The sequence below is a fragment of the Pseudoalteromonas fuliginea genome (assembly GCF_000690055.1).
Classification (GTDB): Bacteria; Pseudomonadota; Gammaproteobacteria; order Enterobacterales; family Alteromonadaceae; genus Pseudoalteromonas; species Pseudoalteromonas fuliginea.
On record NZ_JJNZ01000019.1, the window covers coordinates 33,070 to 46,123 of the forward strand.

The 13,054-nt window shown below is 39.6% G+C and carries 10 protein-coding genes and 1 pseudogene; 3 read left to right on the plus strand and 8 right to left on the minus strand.

Annotated elements, in window-relative coordinates; translation table 11 throughout:
* Window positions 1-10: 10 nt before the first annotated feature.
* On the minus strand, window positions 11-712 hold the full coding sequence (locus DC53_RS14250; RefSeq protein WP_007377306.1) for a spondin domain-containing protein: 702 nt from the start codon (window positions 710-712) through the stop codon (window positions 11-13).
* Between the two features lie 182 nt (window positions 713-894).
* Here DC53_RS14250 and DC53_RS14245 point away from each other — a divergent pair, with 182 nt between their 5' ends.
* Window positions 895-1,260, plus strand: coding sequence for a DUF4870 domain-containing protein (locus tag DC53_RS14245; protein WP_007377307.1), 366 nt, complete (start codon window positions 895-897; stop codon window positions 1,258-1,260).
* Between the two features lie 227 nt (window positions 1,261-1,487).
* On the plus strand, window positions 1,488-1,922 hold the full coding sequence (locus DC53_RS14240; protein WP_033023727.1) for a YqaA family protein: 435 nt from the start codon (window positions 1,488-1,490) through the stop codon (window positions 1,920-1,922).
* Between the two features lie 9 nt (window positions 1,923-1,931).
* Here DC53_RS14240 and folX read toward each other — a convergent pair whose 3' ends face one another.
* The 7 genes and pseudogenes from folX to ycaO all read right to left on the minus strand — a co-directional run bounded on the left by folX (window position 1,932) and on the right by ycaO (window position 10,580).
* Window positions 1,932-2,288 (minus strand): dihydroneopterin triphosphate 2'-epimerase, encoded by a 357-nt coding sequence (gene folX / locus DC53_RS14235; protein ID WP_007377309.1) that lies wholly within the window; start codon window positions 2,286-2,288, stop codon window positions 1,932-1,934.
* A gap of 3 nt (window positions 2,289-2,291) precedes the next feature.
* Window positions 2,292-2,846 carry a GTP cyclohydrolase I FolE gene (folE, locus tag DC53_RS14230; protein WP_007377310.1) on the minus strand — a complete coding sequence of 185 codons (555 nt, stop codon included), beginning with the start codon at window positions 2,844-2,846 and terminating at the stop codon, window positions 2,292-2,294.
* Between the two features lie 25 nt (window positions 2,847-2,871).
* Window positions 2,872-3,591 (minus strand): dihydromonapterin reductase, encoded by a 720-nt coding sequence (gene folM / locus DC53_RS14225; RefSeq protein WP_007377311.1) that lies wholly within the window; start codon window positions 3,589-3,591, stop codon window positions 2,872-2,874.
* A gap of 142 nt (window positions 3,592-3,733) precedes the next feature.
* Window positions 3,734-4,564, minus strand: a complete 831-nt coding sequence (gene nadE / locus DC53_RS14220; RefSeq protein WP_033028902.1) for an NAD(+) synthase — start codon at window positions 4,562-4,564, stop codon at window positions 3,734-3,736.
* Between the two features lie 53 nt (window positions 4,565-4,617).
* Window positions 4,618-5,247 (minus strand): YceH family protein, encoded by a 630-nt coding sequence (locus DC53_RS14215; RefSeq protein WP_007377313.1) that lies wholly within the window; start codon window positions 5,245-5,247, stop codon window positions 4,618-4,620.
* Between the two features lie 43 nt (window positions 5,248-5,290).
* Window positions 5,291-8,652: pseudogene (locus DC53_RS0120420) on the minus strand (ATP-binding protein).
* A gap of 167 nt (window positions 8,653-8,819) precedes the next feature.
* Window positions 8,820-10,580 (minus strand): 30S ribosomal protein S12 methylthiotransferase accessory factor YcaO, encoded by a 1,761-nt coding sequence (ycaO, locus tag DC53_RS14210; protein ID WP_007377315.1) that lies wholly within the window; start codon window positions 10,578-10,580, stop codon window positions 8,820-8,822.
* Window positions 10,581-10,736: 156 nt separating this feature from the next.
* Here ycaO and DC53_RS14205 point away from each other — a divergent pair, with 156 nt between their 5' ends.
* Window positions 10,737-13,022, plus strand: coding sequence for a penicillin acylase family protein (locus tag DC53_RS14205; protein WP_007377316.1), 2,286 nt, complete (start codon window positions 10,737-10,739; stop codon window positions 13,020-13,022).
* Window positions 13,023-13,054 lie beyond the last annotated feature (32 nt).

The window sequence follows — 13,054 nt, forward strand, 5'->3', positions numbered from 1 at the left end:
TATAGCGCTCCTACTTAACCGTAACGGTTAGTTTTGCTACTGGGTTTAACCATCTGTGCACTGTATTGCTTAAGTCACTATTACCAGCGGTTAGATCGTCATCACCTAAGTTACCAGGATGAATATGAATATTAATATTGCTATCGGTGCTTGTTAAACCAGCACCACCGGTACCAGCATTACCACCAGGAGCAGCTGGAATACCAGGCGTACCTGGTGCACCTGAACCTTCTACTACAAGTTCATTATTTTGTTCAGTACCTGCATCGTAAGCATTTAAAAACACAGTATACGTTCCAGCTTCGGTTGGAATTTTCCAGCTATCAAGACCGACAAAACCGTCATTTGTAGGAAGTAGCATTGCGGCAACAGAAAGGTATTCGTTACCATCAGATGTCGTTAGGGTTGCCATTGCAGATACTGTTGGCGCAAGTAGACCTTCAGCCGGGTTTGCAGCCATATCACTACCTGCGGCAGTTGCTTGTGCAACTAGTTCTGCAATATTTCCGCCCTCAGCCATTGTTTGTAATGCGGTAGAGGCTTCCGTTGCTACTTCGAACAGTTTATCTTCACTGTCGTGAGCAGTTATTAATACGGGTGTAAAATGGATGCCTTGAGTTAAGTTGGTTATTTTTAAATCTAACTCTGCGGCCATAGTTGATTGGCTAGCTGCCGCTAAAAGAGTTGCAATTGTTAATGTAGAAGCTTTCATTATTATTTCCTGTAAGTGATGATTCGAGTTAAGTATTGAATAATCGTCTCCAGAAACTCTCACAAACTTATCACTTTTTTATCACAAGATTTTACGTTGTGATTTTTTGCTAATACAGCAGTTGATTTATGGACATTTGTTTAATTAAAAGGCAACATACATGAAACAAAAAGGAGAGTGTTATGGAAGAAAATCAACAGGTTGAACCAGTTAATAAAGATGACCGTACGTGGGCTATGCTATGTCATTTAAGTGCATTAGCTGGATTTATTGTGCCGTTTGGCTCAATAATTGGGCCATTAATTGTGTGGTTAATTAAAAAAGATGAAATGCCAGTTGTTGACGTGCACGGTAAAAAGGCGCTTAACTTTCAAATAACGATGGCAATTGCATATGTAGTTTGTTTTTTACTGATGTTTGTAGCAGTAGGCTTAATATTACTACCTTTAGTGGCAATTTTTGGGTTTGTAATGGTTGTACTGGCGAGTATTAAAGCTAACGAAGGAAAAGAGTTTAATTATCCGTTTAGTTTAAATTTGATAAAATAAACACACAGTTTATTTTTATACCCATTGCATTAAATTAGTGATCTATTATAGCGATGAGAAAATAGCTCAATAACAAGGCTAAAATTATGATACATAGTTGTTCTATATAAATAATTTAAACGTAGTTAGTGAGTTATTTAATACGCTAGAATGATCATGTTTTTAATAAAATTGGTATTATAAACCCAGCTATAGGCTGGGTTTTTACGTTTAGCTATAAGGGCATTATGCTTTATCTCACGTTATTTATTAGCGCATTTATATCTGCCACATTATTGCCCAGCTCTTCTGAGGTGATAATGGTGGGAATGATTGCCCAAGGTAAAGTTAATTTATGGCTTATGTGGTGCGTAGCAACACTTGGAAATGTATTGGGAAGCTGCGTTAATTACTGGTTAGGCACGCAGGTACTGCGTTTTAAAGATAAAAAGTGGTTTCCTGTATCGCAAAAAGGGCTTGATAGCGCACAAAAACAATTTAATAAATATGGTGTATATAGTTTGTTATTTGCTTGGTTACCGGTTGTGGGAGATCCATTAACAGTAATTGGAGGCATATTTAAAGTACGGTTTAGTGCTTTTTTGTTGCTAGTAATGCTAGGCAAAGGCGCGCGCTATTTAGCGGTTATCGCCCTTGCCGTTGGATTCGAAAAACTCATTTAGATACAAAAGTTATTTCGCCCAATCAAGTGTTAACGACACTGAGTCGGCAAAACGCAGTGCATGCGGTTTATCAACACGTGCTTTAGCGTAATGAACACTTGGGTGCGAGTGACAAACCGCAAGAATTTCAGCAACTAATTTCTCGAGCAGTAAAAAGTGCCCTTGCTCTACTAAACTAATCACTTCTTTGGTGATCACTTTATAATTTAGTGCTTGGTCTACTTCATCCGTTTTACAGGCATCATCAGCAGGGTAGTGAATCTCCAGATTGATCACTACGTCTTGCTTTTTTTCACGCTCATCGGGGTTAAAGCCAATAAATGTACGCAGTCGCAAATTAGTAACGTTAATAATTGCATTAGCCATAGGTTAACCTTTTATAAGCTGCAAAAATTCGTTACGCGTTTTAGGATCGCTTCTAAAGTTACCTAACATTACTGATGTACGCATGCTTGAATTTTGCTTTTCTACACCACGCATCATCATACACATGTGTTTTGCCTCAACAATAACGCCTACGCCCTTAGCGCCTGTCACTTCTTCAACTGCTTTAGCGATTTGATGCGTTAGCTGTTCTTGAATTTGAAAACGGCGTGAAAACATATCAACAATACGGGCAAATTTAGACAAGCCTAATACTTTACCGTTTGGTATATAAGCAATATGGCAACGGCCAATAAAAGGCAGTAAATGATGTTCACACATAGAGTAAAGCTCTATGTCTTGCACTAACACCATGTCGTCAGCATCAGACGTAAATACCGCTTTATTAGTTATTTCATCAAGTGTTTGACGATACCCCTGCGTTAAATATTCCATTGCTTTTGCAGCACGTTTCGGCGTATCAAGTAAGCCTTCGCGGTTAGCATCTTCGCCTACTGCGGTGATGATTTTTTGGTAACTTTCTTTTAATTCATTATGCATAAATATCTCAGTTTATTTAGCTTATTTACTTTAAATGACGACCGCCATCTACAGGTAAAGAGCGCCCTGTGATGTATTGGCTTTGTAATAGTAAATCAATGCTATTGATAATTTCTTGGCATCCGGGTTCAATGCCCATTAATGATTTTTTAAGGGTCTTAGCGCGATATTGTTCATCGTCATGTTCATTAAAAATAATGAGCGATGGAGCAACCGAGTTCACTTTTATGTTTGGCGCATATTTAGCGCTAAACGATTTAGTTAGGTTGTCGAGTGCTGCTTTACTTGCTGCGTAAGCTAAATGTTTAGGGCTGCCTGTTTCAACTACATAATCAGTGAGGTGAATTATATCGGCAGGTACTTTTTCATTTTGCTGATGTTTTAAAAGCAGCTCTGCGCACATTAAATTAATTAAATACGGTGTTTTGGCATGTATACGCATCATATTATCAAACAGTGCTGCGAAGTCAGGGTTGTTAGCTTCGCAGTCCCAGCTTGATGCGTTATGTACAATAGCGCGCAGCGATGTTGTATGCATATTAAGCGTATTTATAAATGCACTAATACCGTCATCGGTACTAAAGTCAGCATAAATACATACAGCGCCTTGTTGCTCTAATTTATCAACAGCGCCGTGACGAGTACGATACGTAATAATAACAGCCTGCCCTTGGGCTATATAATGCTGAGCTAGCGCTAAACCAATACGTTGGCCTGCGCCGGTAATTAAAATGGGCGATGTCATATAATGCAGTGTTCTCTTTGGCGGGTAATTAATAAATATTAGCGTGTTAATTTAGTAAAATATACGCAGTCTCTTGAACTGTCGATCAAAAAAGCAATTAATCATTAATGGTATTAATTGCTTTATTTTATTTACTAAAACATTAATCGTAAATTGTCGGAATTGGTTGGCGCTTATGTTGTGTACGCGTGTAAATACTCACAAGCTTTTGTTCAACATCATTAGACACAGGTTTACCTTCTAAAAAGTCATCAATTTGCTCATAGCTTAAACCAAGTGCTTCTTCATCTGTTAAGCCTGGGCGGTCACTTTCTAAATCAGCTGTAGGTGCTTTATCTACTAATAAAGCTGGCGCACCTAGTGCAGTTGCAAGCGCACGAACTTGGCGTTTTGATAAACCAAAAAGCGGCGCTAAATCGCATGCACCATCACCAAATTTGGTATAAAAACCAGTAATGTTTTCAGCACTATGGTCAGTACCTACGACTAAACCTTGGCAAAAACCTGCAATTTCATACTGAGCAACCATACGTTGGCGTGCTTTAACGTTGCCTTTAATAAAATCTATCTGAGCTTGCTCAGGAAGGGCTTCGCCGCTATCAACTATAGCTGCAAGCGCTTGCTCATGCAGCGCATCGGCTGCCGGTTGTACGTTAACGGTCATACGTTTACTTGGCTGAATAAAATCAACCGCCATTTGGGCTTCGTCTTCATCGGCTTGTACGCCATAAGGCAAGCGAACAGCAATAAATTGATACTTATCAGTGTCTAGCTCTTCATTTAGCTGGTTGACTGCTAATTGGCACAAACGTCCACAAGTTGATGAGTCAACGCCACCACTTATACCGAGCACTAACGACCTTGAGTAAGCTGCCACTAAGCGTGCTTTTATAAAATTAACTCGACGGGTTATTTCTGCGTTTATATCAATTGTTGGCTGAACTTTCATTTCAGCCATAATTTCGGCGCGCATGGCCAGCTCCTATAGTCTTATATAAACTTATTATGTGATTAAGCGTTTAATAATTAAAGCCCTAAATGGGCTTTAATCTGACGTAGTTCTGTTTTTAGTTGCTCAACTTCTGCGAGTAGTTCGTCTAACTCACTATTTTTAAGTGCATTAACTTTTGGCTCATGAGTATTATTTGTTAAGTTAGTTTGCTGGTCTGCGAGCTGATGTATATAGCGACTTTCTCGCTTACCAGGTTCTCGTTCTAACTTTATTACGTAATCATTTTCAATAAGCTCATTTAGTGCACTCTCTACTTCGTTTACATTATTAAACTCAGCAAGTCGAGTACTTCGAGTTCTCAGCTCTCCTGGTGTCTGTGCGCCGCGTAATAGCAGTAAACAAACAATAGCGCGCTGTTGCTGTGAAAATTGTAAATTACTAAATTCAGTATTACAAAAACGATGGTCGTATTTATTTACGCGACCAGAAAGGCCTTCGTCTATTGTAACCAAACGCAGTTCGATTAGTTCATCAAGTATATTTTGTACGTCGTTTTCAGTGAAATTTACAACAGGATCGCGATTAGACTTTTGATTACATGCATTTGTAAGGCCATTTAACGATAGCGGATAATGCTCTGGCGTCGTACTTTGCTTTTCTAGTAAGCAACCAATAACACGTTGTTGATTTGCTGATAACTGCATAAATAATCTCAAATTAGTAAGCGTATTTTATTAGCTTACACTTTTATTGGGTATCAAGCCATTGGCTAAGTTTAGGTTGTAAAGCGGCTAGATCGAGAGGTTTACTCAAATAGTCGTCCATTCCAGCGGCAAGGCATTTATCTTTATCGCCCTGCATAGCATTTGCGGTTAAGGCTATTATAGTAATATTTTTATTATACTTACCTGCATCGCCTTTTCTTATCGCTTGTGTTGCCTGATAGCCGTCCATTTCTGGCATCTGGCAGTCCATTAAAATAAGCTCATAAGGCTCGCCTTGCTTTGTATTGAGCTTAACAATTGCCTCAAACCCATTTTGTGCAATATCAAAGCTCACTCCAGCCTGTTTTAATAACGCTGAGGCGACTACTTGGTTTACTTTATTATCTTCCACTAATAAAATTTGTGGTTGAGAAAAGTTAGTGGCGACCATTTTTGTGAGTTTGTTTTGCAACTGAGCTTGCTTTTGTTGTCGTTCTATAAACTGATCATTAGTGAGTGAATCAAATAAATCAGAAGGCGTTAGCGGTTTGAAAATCATACAATCAATCTTTATCGCTAGCTTTGATTCCTCTTTTGAGTAGCTCATAGGTGCCATTATTACTAATTTACAGCCTTGTATATTTATAAATCCTTTTAGAGCAGTAATGCATTCTGGCGACGCTTTTTCAAAAAAGTAGTAATCAATTAAAATGGCATCAGTATTTTGAACCTCATTATGTGAGTAATTCAATATTTGTTGATAGTCATTGATGCACTCTACACTAGCGCCCCAAACAGAGAGCTGCTTACTTGCTGTATTAGCATTTAAGCTGCATTCATCAATTATTAAAATATGCTTATTTTTAATTAAATGACTCGGTAGATCTTGCTCTTTACTGAGTCGAGGTTGTATCTTTATTGTGAAAGAAAATGTGCTACCTTGGCCTTTCACGCTGGTTACACCAACCTCTCCGTTCATGAGTTCACAAAGCTGTTTTACTATCGCAAGGCCTAATCCTGTACCACCAAACTGACGCGTTGTTGAGGCATCTGCCTGTGTAAAGGAGTTAAACAATGTCGCTTGTTTTTTAAAGTCGATACCAATACCAGTATCAATAATAGAGCATTGTAAAAATGAACCGTTGGTTGTGTCATTTATTTTTGCCACAATTATTACTTCACCATTTAAGGTGAATTTAACAGCGTTACCGATCAAGTTATTTAAAATTTGACGTAGCCTGTTTGGGTCGCTAATTATTTCGCTGACTGTAATTTGAGTGGCATCTAAAATAAGCTTGGTATTGTTTTGCTCTACTTTTAAGGCGAACGATTCAACCACCTCACCTAATAATTTAGGTAAGTTAAATTGTACATTGTCGATATCGAGTTTACCGGCTTCTATTTTTGAAAAGTCTAAAATGTCATTAATTATATTAAGTAATGATTGAGCAGATGATTGGGCTAACTCTATATGGTGTTCTTGTTGTTGATCTAATTTTGTTTGCTTTATTATATTTAACATTCCGAGCACGCCGTTCATTGGGGTGCGAATTTCGTGACTCATACTCGCTAAAAACTCACTTTTTGCGGCAACTGCTTGTTCTGCTGTTTCTTTAGCCGTTACTAGCTCTTGTTCAGTTTCAATACGTTGCTGGCTAGAATGTAGGCTACCTATCAATGCGGCGACAGCGATTAAAAAACTTTCCTCATTTTTAGTCCAATTACGTTTAATTCTACATTGCTCAGCACAAATAATACCCAATACACCACTGCCTGCAGGTATAATTACACACAGCATAGATTTGATCTCTAACGGCAGTAAATAATGTGTGGAGAGAGGCGCCAAGGTTGAATTTTGTAAAACATCAGAAGCATTAAATACAGCTTGATGGTCAATAGTATTAAAAAAGTCTGGGAGGTTTTTCCTAAGCCAAAGTAACTCTATTTTATCTGCTGAGTTCAATTCACTGTGCACGGCAAATGGAATTAGTTGGCTTTTGCCTTTATCAAAAAACCGTATGCTGGCGCGCTCAATTTGAAATGCTTGGCAAATAGATTGTGTAATTATGTCCTTGGATTGGCTTAGCTGGCCGTTTAAAATTAATTTATTTATAGTAAGCGAGGCTAAAATTTCGTTATGCAACGCTATAGAGCTACTTTCTAATTCAACTTTTTTTCGGGTATCTATATTCTGCAATGATCCAAAAATTCTTACACATCGTCCGTTTTTTTGCTCTGCCTCACCATGCACAAGCACCCAAATTGACTCTCCTTCTGCATTCATTACCTCCAGCTCAACTTCGTATTTTTCGCCGTGTTTTATAGCACGTTCAATCAAAGGTTTAATGGTTTCTCTGCTCGTGCCTTTTTTAAAGTAGCTCAAATCTATTGGCCACTTAGGTTGGGTATTTAATGGGTATTTGAATATTTTTTTGGTCATATCTGACCAATACACTTGCTGAGTTTCTAAATTAAATGACCATGCGCCGATTTGTGCTAAATCACTCATTGTTTCGAGCATTTTCTCGTTTTGTTGTTGGCGATTAAGCATTTTTAAAAAGAATAAAAACGCCCAAGTCAGTAATCCACAAATAATAATAATAGCCAAACGCAATGGCCAAATAGCTGAATGAGGCGGATTCCAACCGAGCTTTGGGGTAACGTATAGTTGCCAGCTTCCACCTTGGAAGTTCAAAGTGAATTCAAGAGGGTTTTGTTCAATAATATTTGAGTTCCCATAAAAAAACTCCCCTTTTTTACCTAAACCATTGCGACCTTGTATGGCAACGAGATACTCCTTTTCAAGTTCATAGATTCCAGAGTTGGTATAAATTTTTTGAATATCGAGCACAACTGATAACAAACCCCAAAATTCATTTTTAGGAGGGGTGTATACAGGGACTCTGGCTATTAATGCCTCACCTCCTTGCACTAAAGTGAGTGGCCCAGCCATGATGATCGTGTTTGTGTCGCGGGCTCTAATTGCATCTGCACGTTGATTTTTGTTATTTAAAAAATTAAGACCTATCGCTTTTTCATTTCCTTTTAAAGGATAAGTCATTTGAATAACCATATTTGGGGCGCCGCCAATATTACGCAGTTCTTTTGAGGTATTGAAAAGAGGGGCGGCAATCTGTGCAAAGCGTTCTTGCTCTAAGTTTGGCTCTACGGCTACAGCAACACCTAAGCCACGCACTAGTTGGATATTAGAAATTAAAGTCGATTCAAGCTGGGCGCGATAGGTGCTTACTTCGGAGAGGATTTGCAATCGATGGGCGTCTTTTGCTCGATTATAGTTAATACGCTCAAGTACCACACAAACCAATACAGTTAATGCAAGCGATAGCCAAAAGGTCAGCTTAAAGTTATGAACATTCGTTTTTTATTATTAATCGATGGTGGCATTAGCTGCATGTTGGCGTTAATTAAGGCAAATTAACTATAGCTAATTTATTACGAAAATGAAAACAGCGCTAGAGCCTGTTGGTCTTTCGAGGTTAAAAAATTAATCCTGAAAGGTCAACATGCCCTTAAATACGCCGTTTATTTTTTATAATTAGTTGTTTAACTAGTTACGCATCGCTAACTTCACGCGCCCAATGATTTTGCTTTGCTACATGTAGCTTGCGGTAACCATCAAGTAGTGCCGCATGCTTTTTAAAGCCTTCAAGCGATAAACCAGGGAAAGTTAAACCGTTAAACTGCTTTTTACCTTCGGCAATTTCTATAGCCAGCGCTACATTATTAGCACCAAACATTAAGCCTAGTGCATCTTGGTAATCTGCGTATTCGCGCTCGTCATCGTATTTAATTTCAAGAACTGCTTTTAAACAGCGGAAGTGGCGCATTGCCTCTTCGTTTACTTGGCCTGTATGAAGTATCCAGTCAACCCAATCAATGGCTTCTTCGCTGCCTGCAGCTAAACATAGGTGCGCTTTAAGCTCACCTATACGCAGTGTGTGCCATGGTGTGTCGGCATCGGTTGCAAGGCCAATAAATTCTGCGGCGCGGATAATATCGCTGTGGCCTGCTTCTTCAAGGCTGTCGTAAATGTCCATCCATTGCTCTGCATCGTACTGATCAAGCGATAGGAATGTTTCGCGGAATTTAGCGCCTTCGTTGTTGTTGCGCCAAATAAGCTCATCAACAGGGTAAATGTCTGACATGCCCGGTACTAAAATACGACATGCGTATACGTTTAGATGCGTGTAATCCATGATGTAGATATCATGATCCATGCTGTGAATTAGGTCAGTACAGAAGTTATATTCTTGCTCTGTTGTGCCGCTAAAGTCCCAATGGACAAATTCAAAGTCAGGTTTTGCACGGAAGAAATCATGCGAAATCAAACCGCTTGAATCAATAAAGTGCAGTTCAATGTTCTCTGGTGTTGCTACTTCATCGTTATCAAATGTTGCAGGTTGGAATACATCTAGCTGATCAAGACGACGACCTTGTAGTAACTCAGTCACGGTACGTTCAAGCGCAACTTCAAATGATGGGTGAGCACCAAAAGAAGCAAATACAGAACCATCTGTTGGGTTAATAAGCGTTACGCTCATTACAGGGTATTTGCCCCCAAGTGATGCATCGGCAATACGTAAATGAAAGCCATGGCTGCGAAGTTCTTCACACGCTTCGTGAATTTTAGGGTATTGCTTAACAACGTCTTCAGGCACGATTGGTAAACAAATACCTTCGGCGATGATGCGGTTTTTAATCGCGCGTTCAAATACTTCTGATAAACCTTGTACGCGCGCTTCAAATTTCGTGTTACCTGCGCTCATACCGTTAGATACAAAAATATTACCAATAACGTTTACCGGGATGTATACGTCTTGGTTATCGCGTTGGCGAGTGTAGGGCAGGGTACAAATGCCACGATCAATATTGCCTGAGTTAAAATCAAAAAGGTGTGATGCGTTAAGTTCGCGCTCTGGGTCAAAGTAATCCCATAAGCTTTCATCCATAATACCTTGTGGTACTTCATCGCCTTCAACTTTAAACCATTTTTCACTTGGGTAATGAGTAAATTCGCCATTAGCAAATTCTTCACCTAGGTAAAAGTCTGCAAAAAAGTAGTTACAGCTTAAACGCTCAAAGTATTCACCAAGTGCTGAGGCAATAGAGGCTTTGTCGGTTGCGCCTTTACCATTGGTAAACATAACACCGCAGTCACTGTCTTTTATATGAACCGAATAACAGTTAGCTACAGGGTTAAGCCAAAGCGCTTCTTCAACATTAATGTTTAGGGCTTTAAGCTTGTTTTGCATGGTAGAGATTGACGATTCTAGGTCGCGGTCTTTACCTTTGATAAATGTTTTTTCAGTCATATTGATCTCAACTAGTTCTGCACGATGTGTGGAGCTGACATTATCGTGGATTTTGATGTTTATTTCACCCTTTGCGAGCAAGAACATTATTATTTAATAAAACTGTGGTTATCATATGCTCTCAACGCTTGGTGAAAATTATCAAAGGAAAGGCCGATGTTTAAATTAATCAAATGGTTACTGTTATTGACTGTTATTTTAGGGTTGGCGAGTACCGCCGTTGTTTATGGCGTACTTAGTTTAAGTTTACCCGCTCTTGATGGAAACGGGCGTAGTAACGCGGTAGTAGAGCCTGTAAAAATTTCGCGCGATGTATTAGGGCAAGTAGTAATAAACGCCAATAGCCGAAACGACGCTGCCTATGGTTTAGGTTATGCACACGGGCAAGACCGATTTTTTCAAATGGATTTATTAAGGCGTAATGCAGCAGGCGAGCTAAGTGAATTATTTGGCGAAGCAGCGCTGGGGCTCGACAAAAAAATGCGCTTTCATCAATTGCGTAAACGCAGCCAAATTATTTTACAAACGCTGCCAGAGGCAGATAAGCAATTACTTAAACGTTACGCTCAAGGTGTAAACGAAGGTTTAGCGCAAGTAGGGTATTCAAGCTTTGAATATTTACTAACAGGTGCAGCACAAAAGCCATGGCAAAGTGAAGACAGCCTACTTGTGATATTTAGCATGTACCTAGATTTACAAAGCGCCACATTTGAGCGCGACCAAGCACTCATTCAAATTGAGCAAGCGTACACAAAGCAAATGGTTGATTTTTTAACGCAGCCGAGTAAGTACCAAGCCGCGCTTAATGGCAGTAGATTAGCGCCTTATAGCGGCGGCATACCTACTTTTCCAACTCAAACACAACACACAGTTAAAAGTATTGAAGCCAATCAAGAGCGCGGCAGTAATAACTGGGCTGTTACGGGAACGCTTACTAAAACAGGTGCTGGTATGGTGTCGGATGATATGCATTTATCGATGGCAGTGCCTGTAATTTGGTACAGAACACAGCTAAATTACATGCAAAATGGAGCGCCTACCCAAGTAACTGGTGTATCGCTGCCAGGCGCACCTGCCATTGTAGTGGGCACAAACAATAATATTGCATGGGGATTTACGAATGGCTATTTAGATACTGCCGATTGGATTGCTTTAAATGACGAGCGTAAAACATGGCAAGTTGATGAATCGATTGCATTACCCGATGGGGAGGTCGAAAACTACTCATTAATACTCAGTGAATATGGCCCTGTAAAATACATTAACGAAAAGCCTTACGCACTTAGCTGGACTGCACATCAATCTTATGCCGTTAATATGCAGCTAGTGAAGTTAGAACAAGCCAAAACAGTAGATGATGCACTTGCTGTAGCAAGCGATGTGGGCATTCCGGTGCAAAATTTAATGGTGGTAGACAGCCAAGGTAGCGCCGCGTGGAAAAATATCGGTGGTATACCGGCTCGTAAAACACCAAGTGAGCTTGGCGTAAATGCCGATGATTACAGCGTGCTTTGGCAGCAAAACGAATTACAACGGCCCTTTGTTAAAAATCCACAAAGTGGGCGATTATGGACTGGTAATTCTCGCGTGGTATCGGCTGAAGATAACGCGCGTTTTGGTAATGGTGGTTATGCACTCGGTGCGCGTTCAAGTCAAATTCGCGATAGATTATTTGAAAAACAAACATTTGCTGAGAGCGACTTTTACGCATTACAACTTGATAATCAAGCTCGCTTTTTAATGCCTTGGCATGCTCTGCTATTAAAGCAATTAAAAACCGATACAACTGAAAATCAGCAATATATAACAGCACTCGAAAATTGGCAGCAATGTGCATGTTCAAACTCCATAGGGTATACCTTAGTTAAGCGCTACCGCGATGAAGTGATTAATATTGTATTTAGTAATATGGAAGACGAATTAAATAAACAACAAGGCACACTTAAATACGTAAAACGAGATTTAGAGCCCGCAGTTTGGCAGCTTATTAACAACAAACCCAACACATGGATAAACCCACAATTTAAGAGCTGGGATGCACAATTACACGGTGCATTTAGCCAAACTATCACTAAGCTTACAGAACAATTTGGCAATAACGTACAAAGCTGGCAGTGGGGCAAGGTAAATGAGTTAGTGATAGAGCATCCATTTGCAAAGCAAATGCCGTTACTTGCTAAGTTATTAAATATGCCTACAGCTACGGGTTTTGGTGATAGTTACATGCCTGCTGTACAAGGGCGTAGTTTTGGCGCATCGCAACGCTTTATTGCTCAACCTGGGCATTTAGAGCATGCAATTATGGCTATTCCTGGTGGGCAATCGGGGCATCCATTATCTGAATTTTATAGAGCGGGTTTTAGTGATTACGTTGAGGGCAAACATACACCTTTATTGCCGCAAGAATTAATACATCAAATAGTAATAGAGCCTGCGCAATGAACTAAAGTATAGCTAAACACGTTCTATATAAT

Coding starts and splice junctions, on each gene's coding strand:
- folM (WP_007377311.1), bottom strand. CDS start 3,591: ATGACATCGCCCATTTTAATTACCGGCGCAGGCCAACGTATTGGTTTA.
- DC53_RS14240 (WP_033023727.1), top strand. CDS start 1,488: ATGCTTTATCTCACGTTATTTATTAGCGCATTTATATCTGCCACATTA.
- DC53_RS14205 (WP_007377316.1), top strand. CDS start 10,737: ATGTTTAAATTAATCAAATGGTTACTGTTATTGACTGTTATTTTAGGG.
- folX (WP_007377309.1), bottom strand. CDS start 2,288: ATGGCTAATGCAATTATTAACGTTACTAATTTGCGACTGCGTACATTT.
- folE (WP_007377310.1), bottom strand. CDS start 2,846: ATGCATAATGAATTAAAAGAAAGTTACCAAAAAATCATCACCGCAGTA.
- DC53_RS14215 (WP_007377313.1), bottom strand. CDS start 5,247: ATGCAGTTATCAGCAAATCAACAACGTGTTATTGGTTGCTTACTAGAA.
- ycaO (WP_007377315.1), bottom strand. CDS start 10,580: ATGACTGAAAAAACATTTATCAAAGGTAAAGACCGCGACCTAGAATCG.
- DC53_RS14245 (WP_007377307.1), top strand. CDS start 895: ATGGAAGAAAATCAACAGGTTGAACCAGTTAATAAAGATGACCGTACG.
- DC53_RS14250 (WP_007377306.1), bottom strand. CDS start 712: ATGAAAGCTTCTACATTAACAATTGCAACTCTTTTAGCGGCAGCTAGC.
- nadE (WP_033028902.1), bottom strand. CDS start 4,564: ATGCGCGCCGAAATTATGGCTGAAATGAAAGTTCAGCCAACAATTGAT.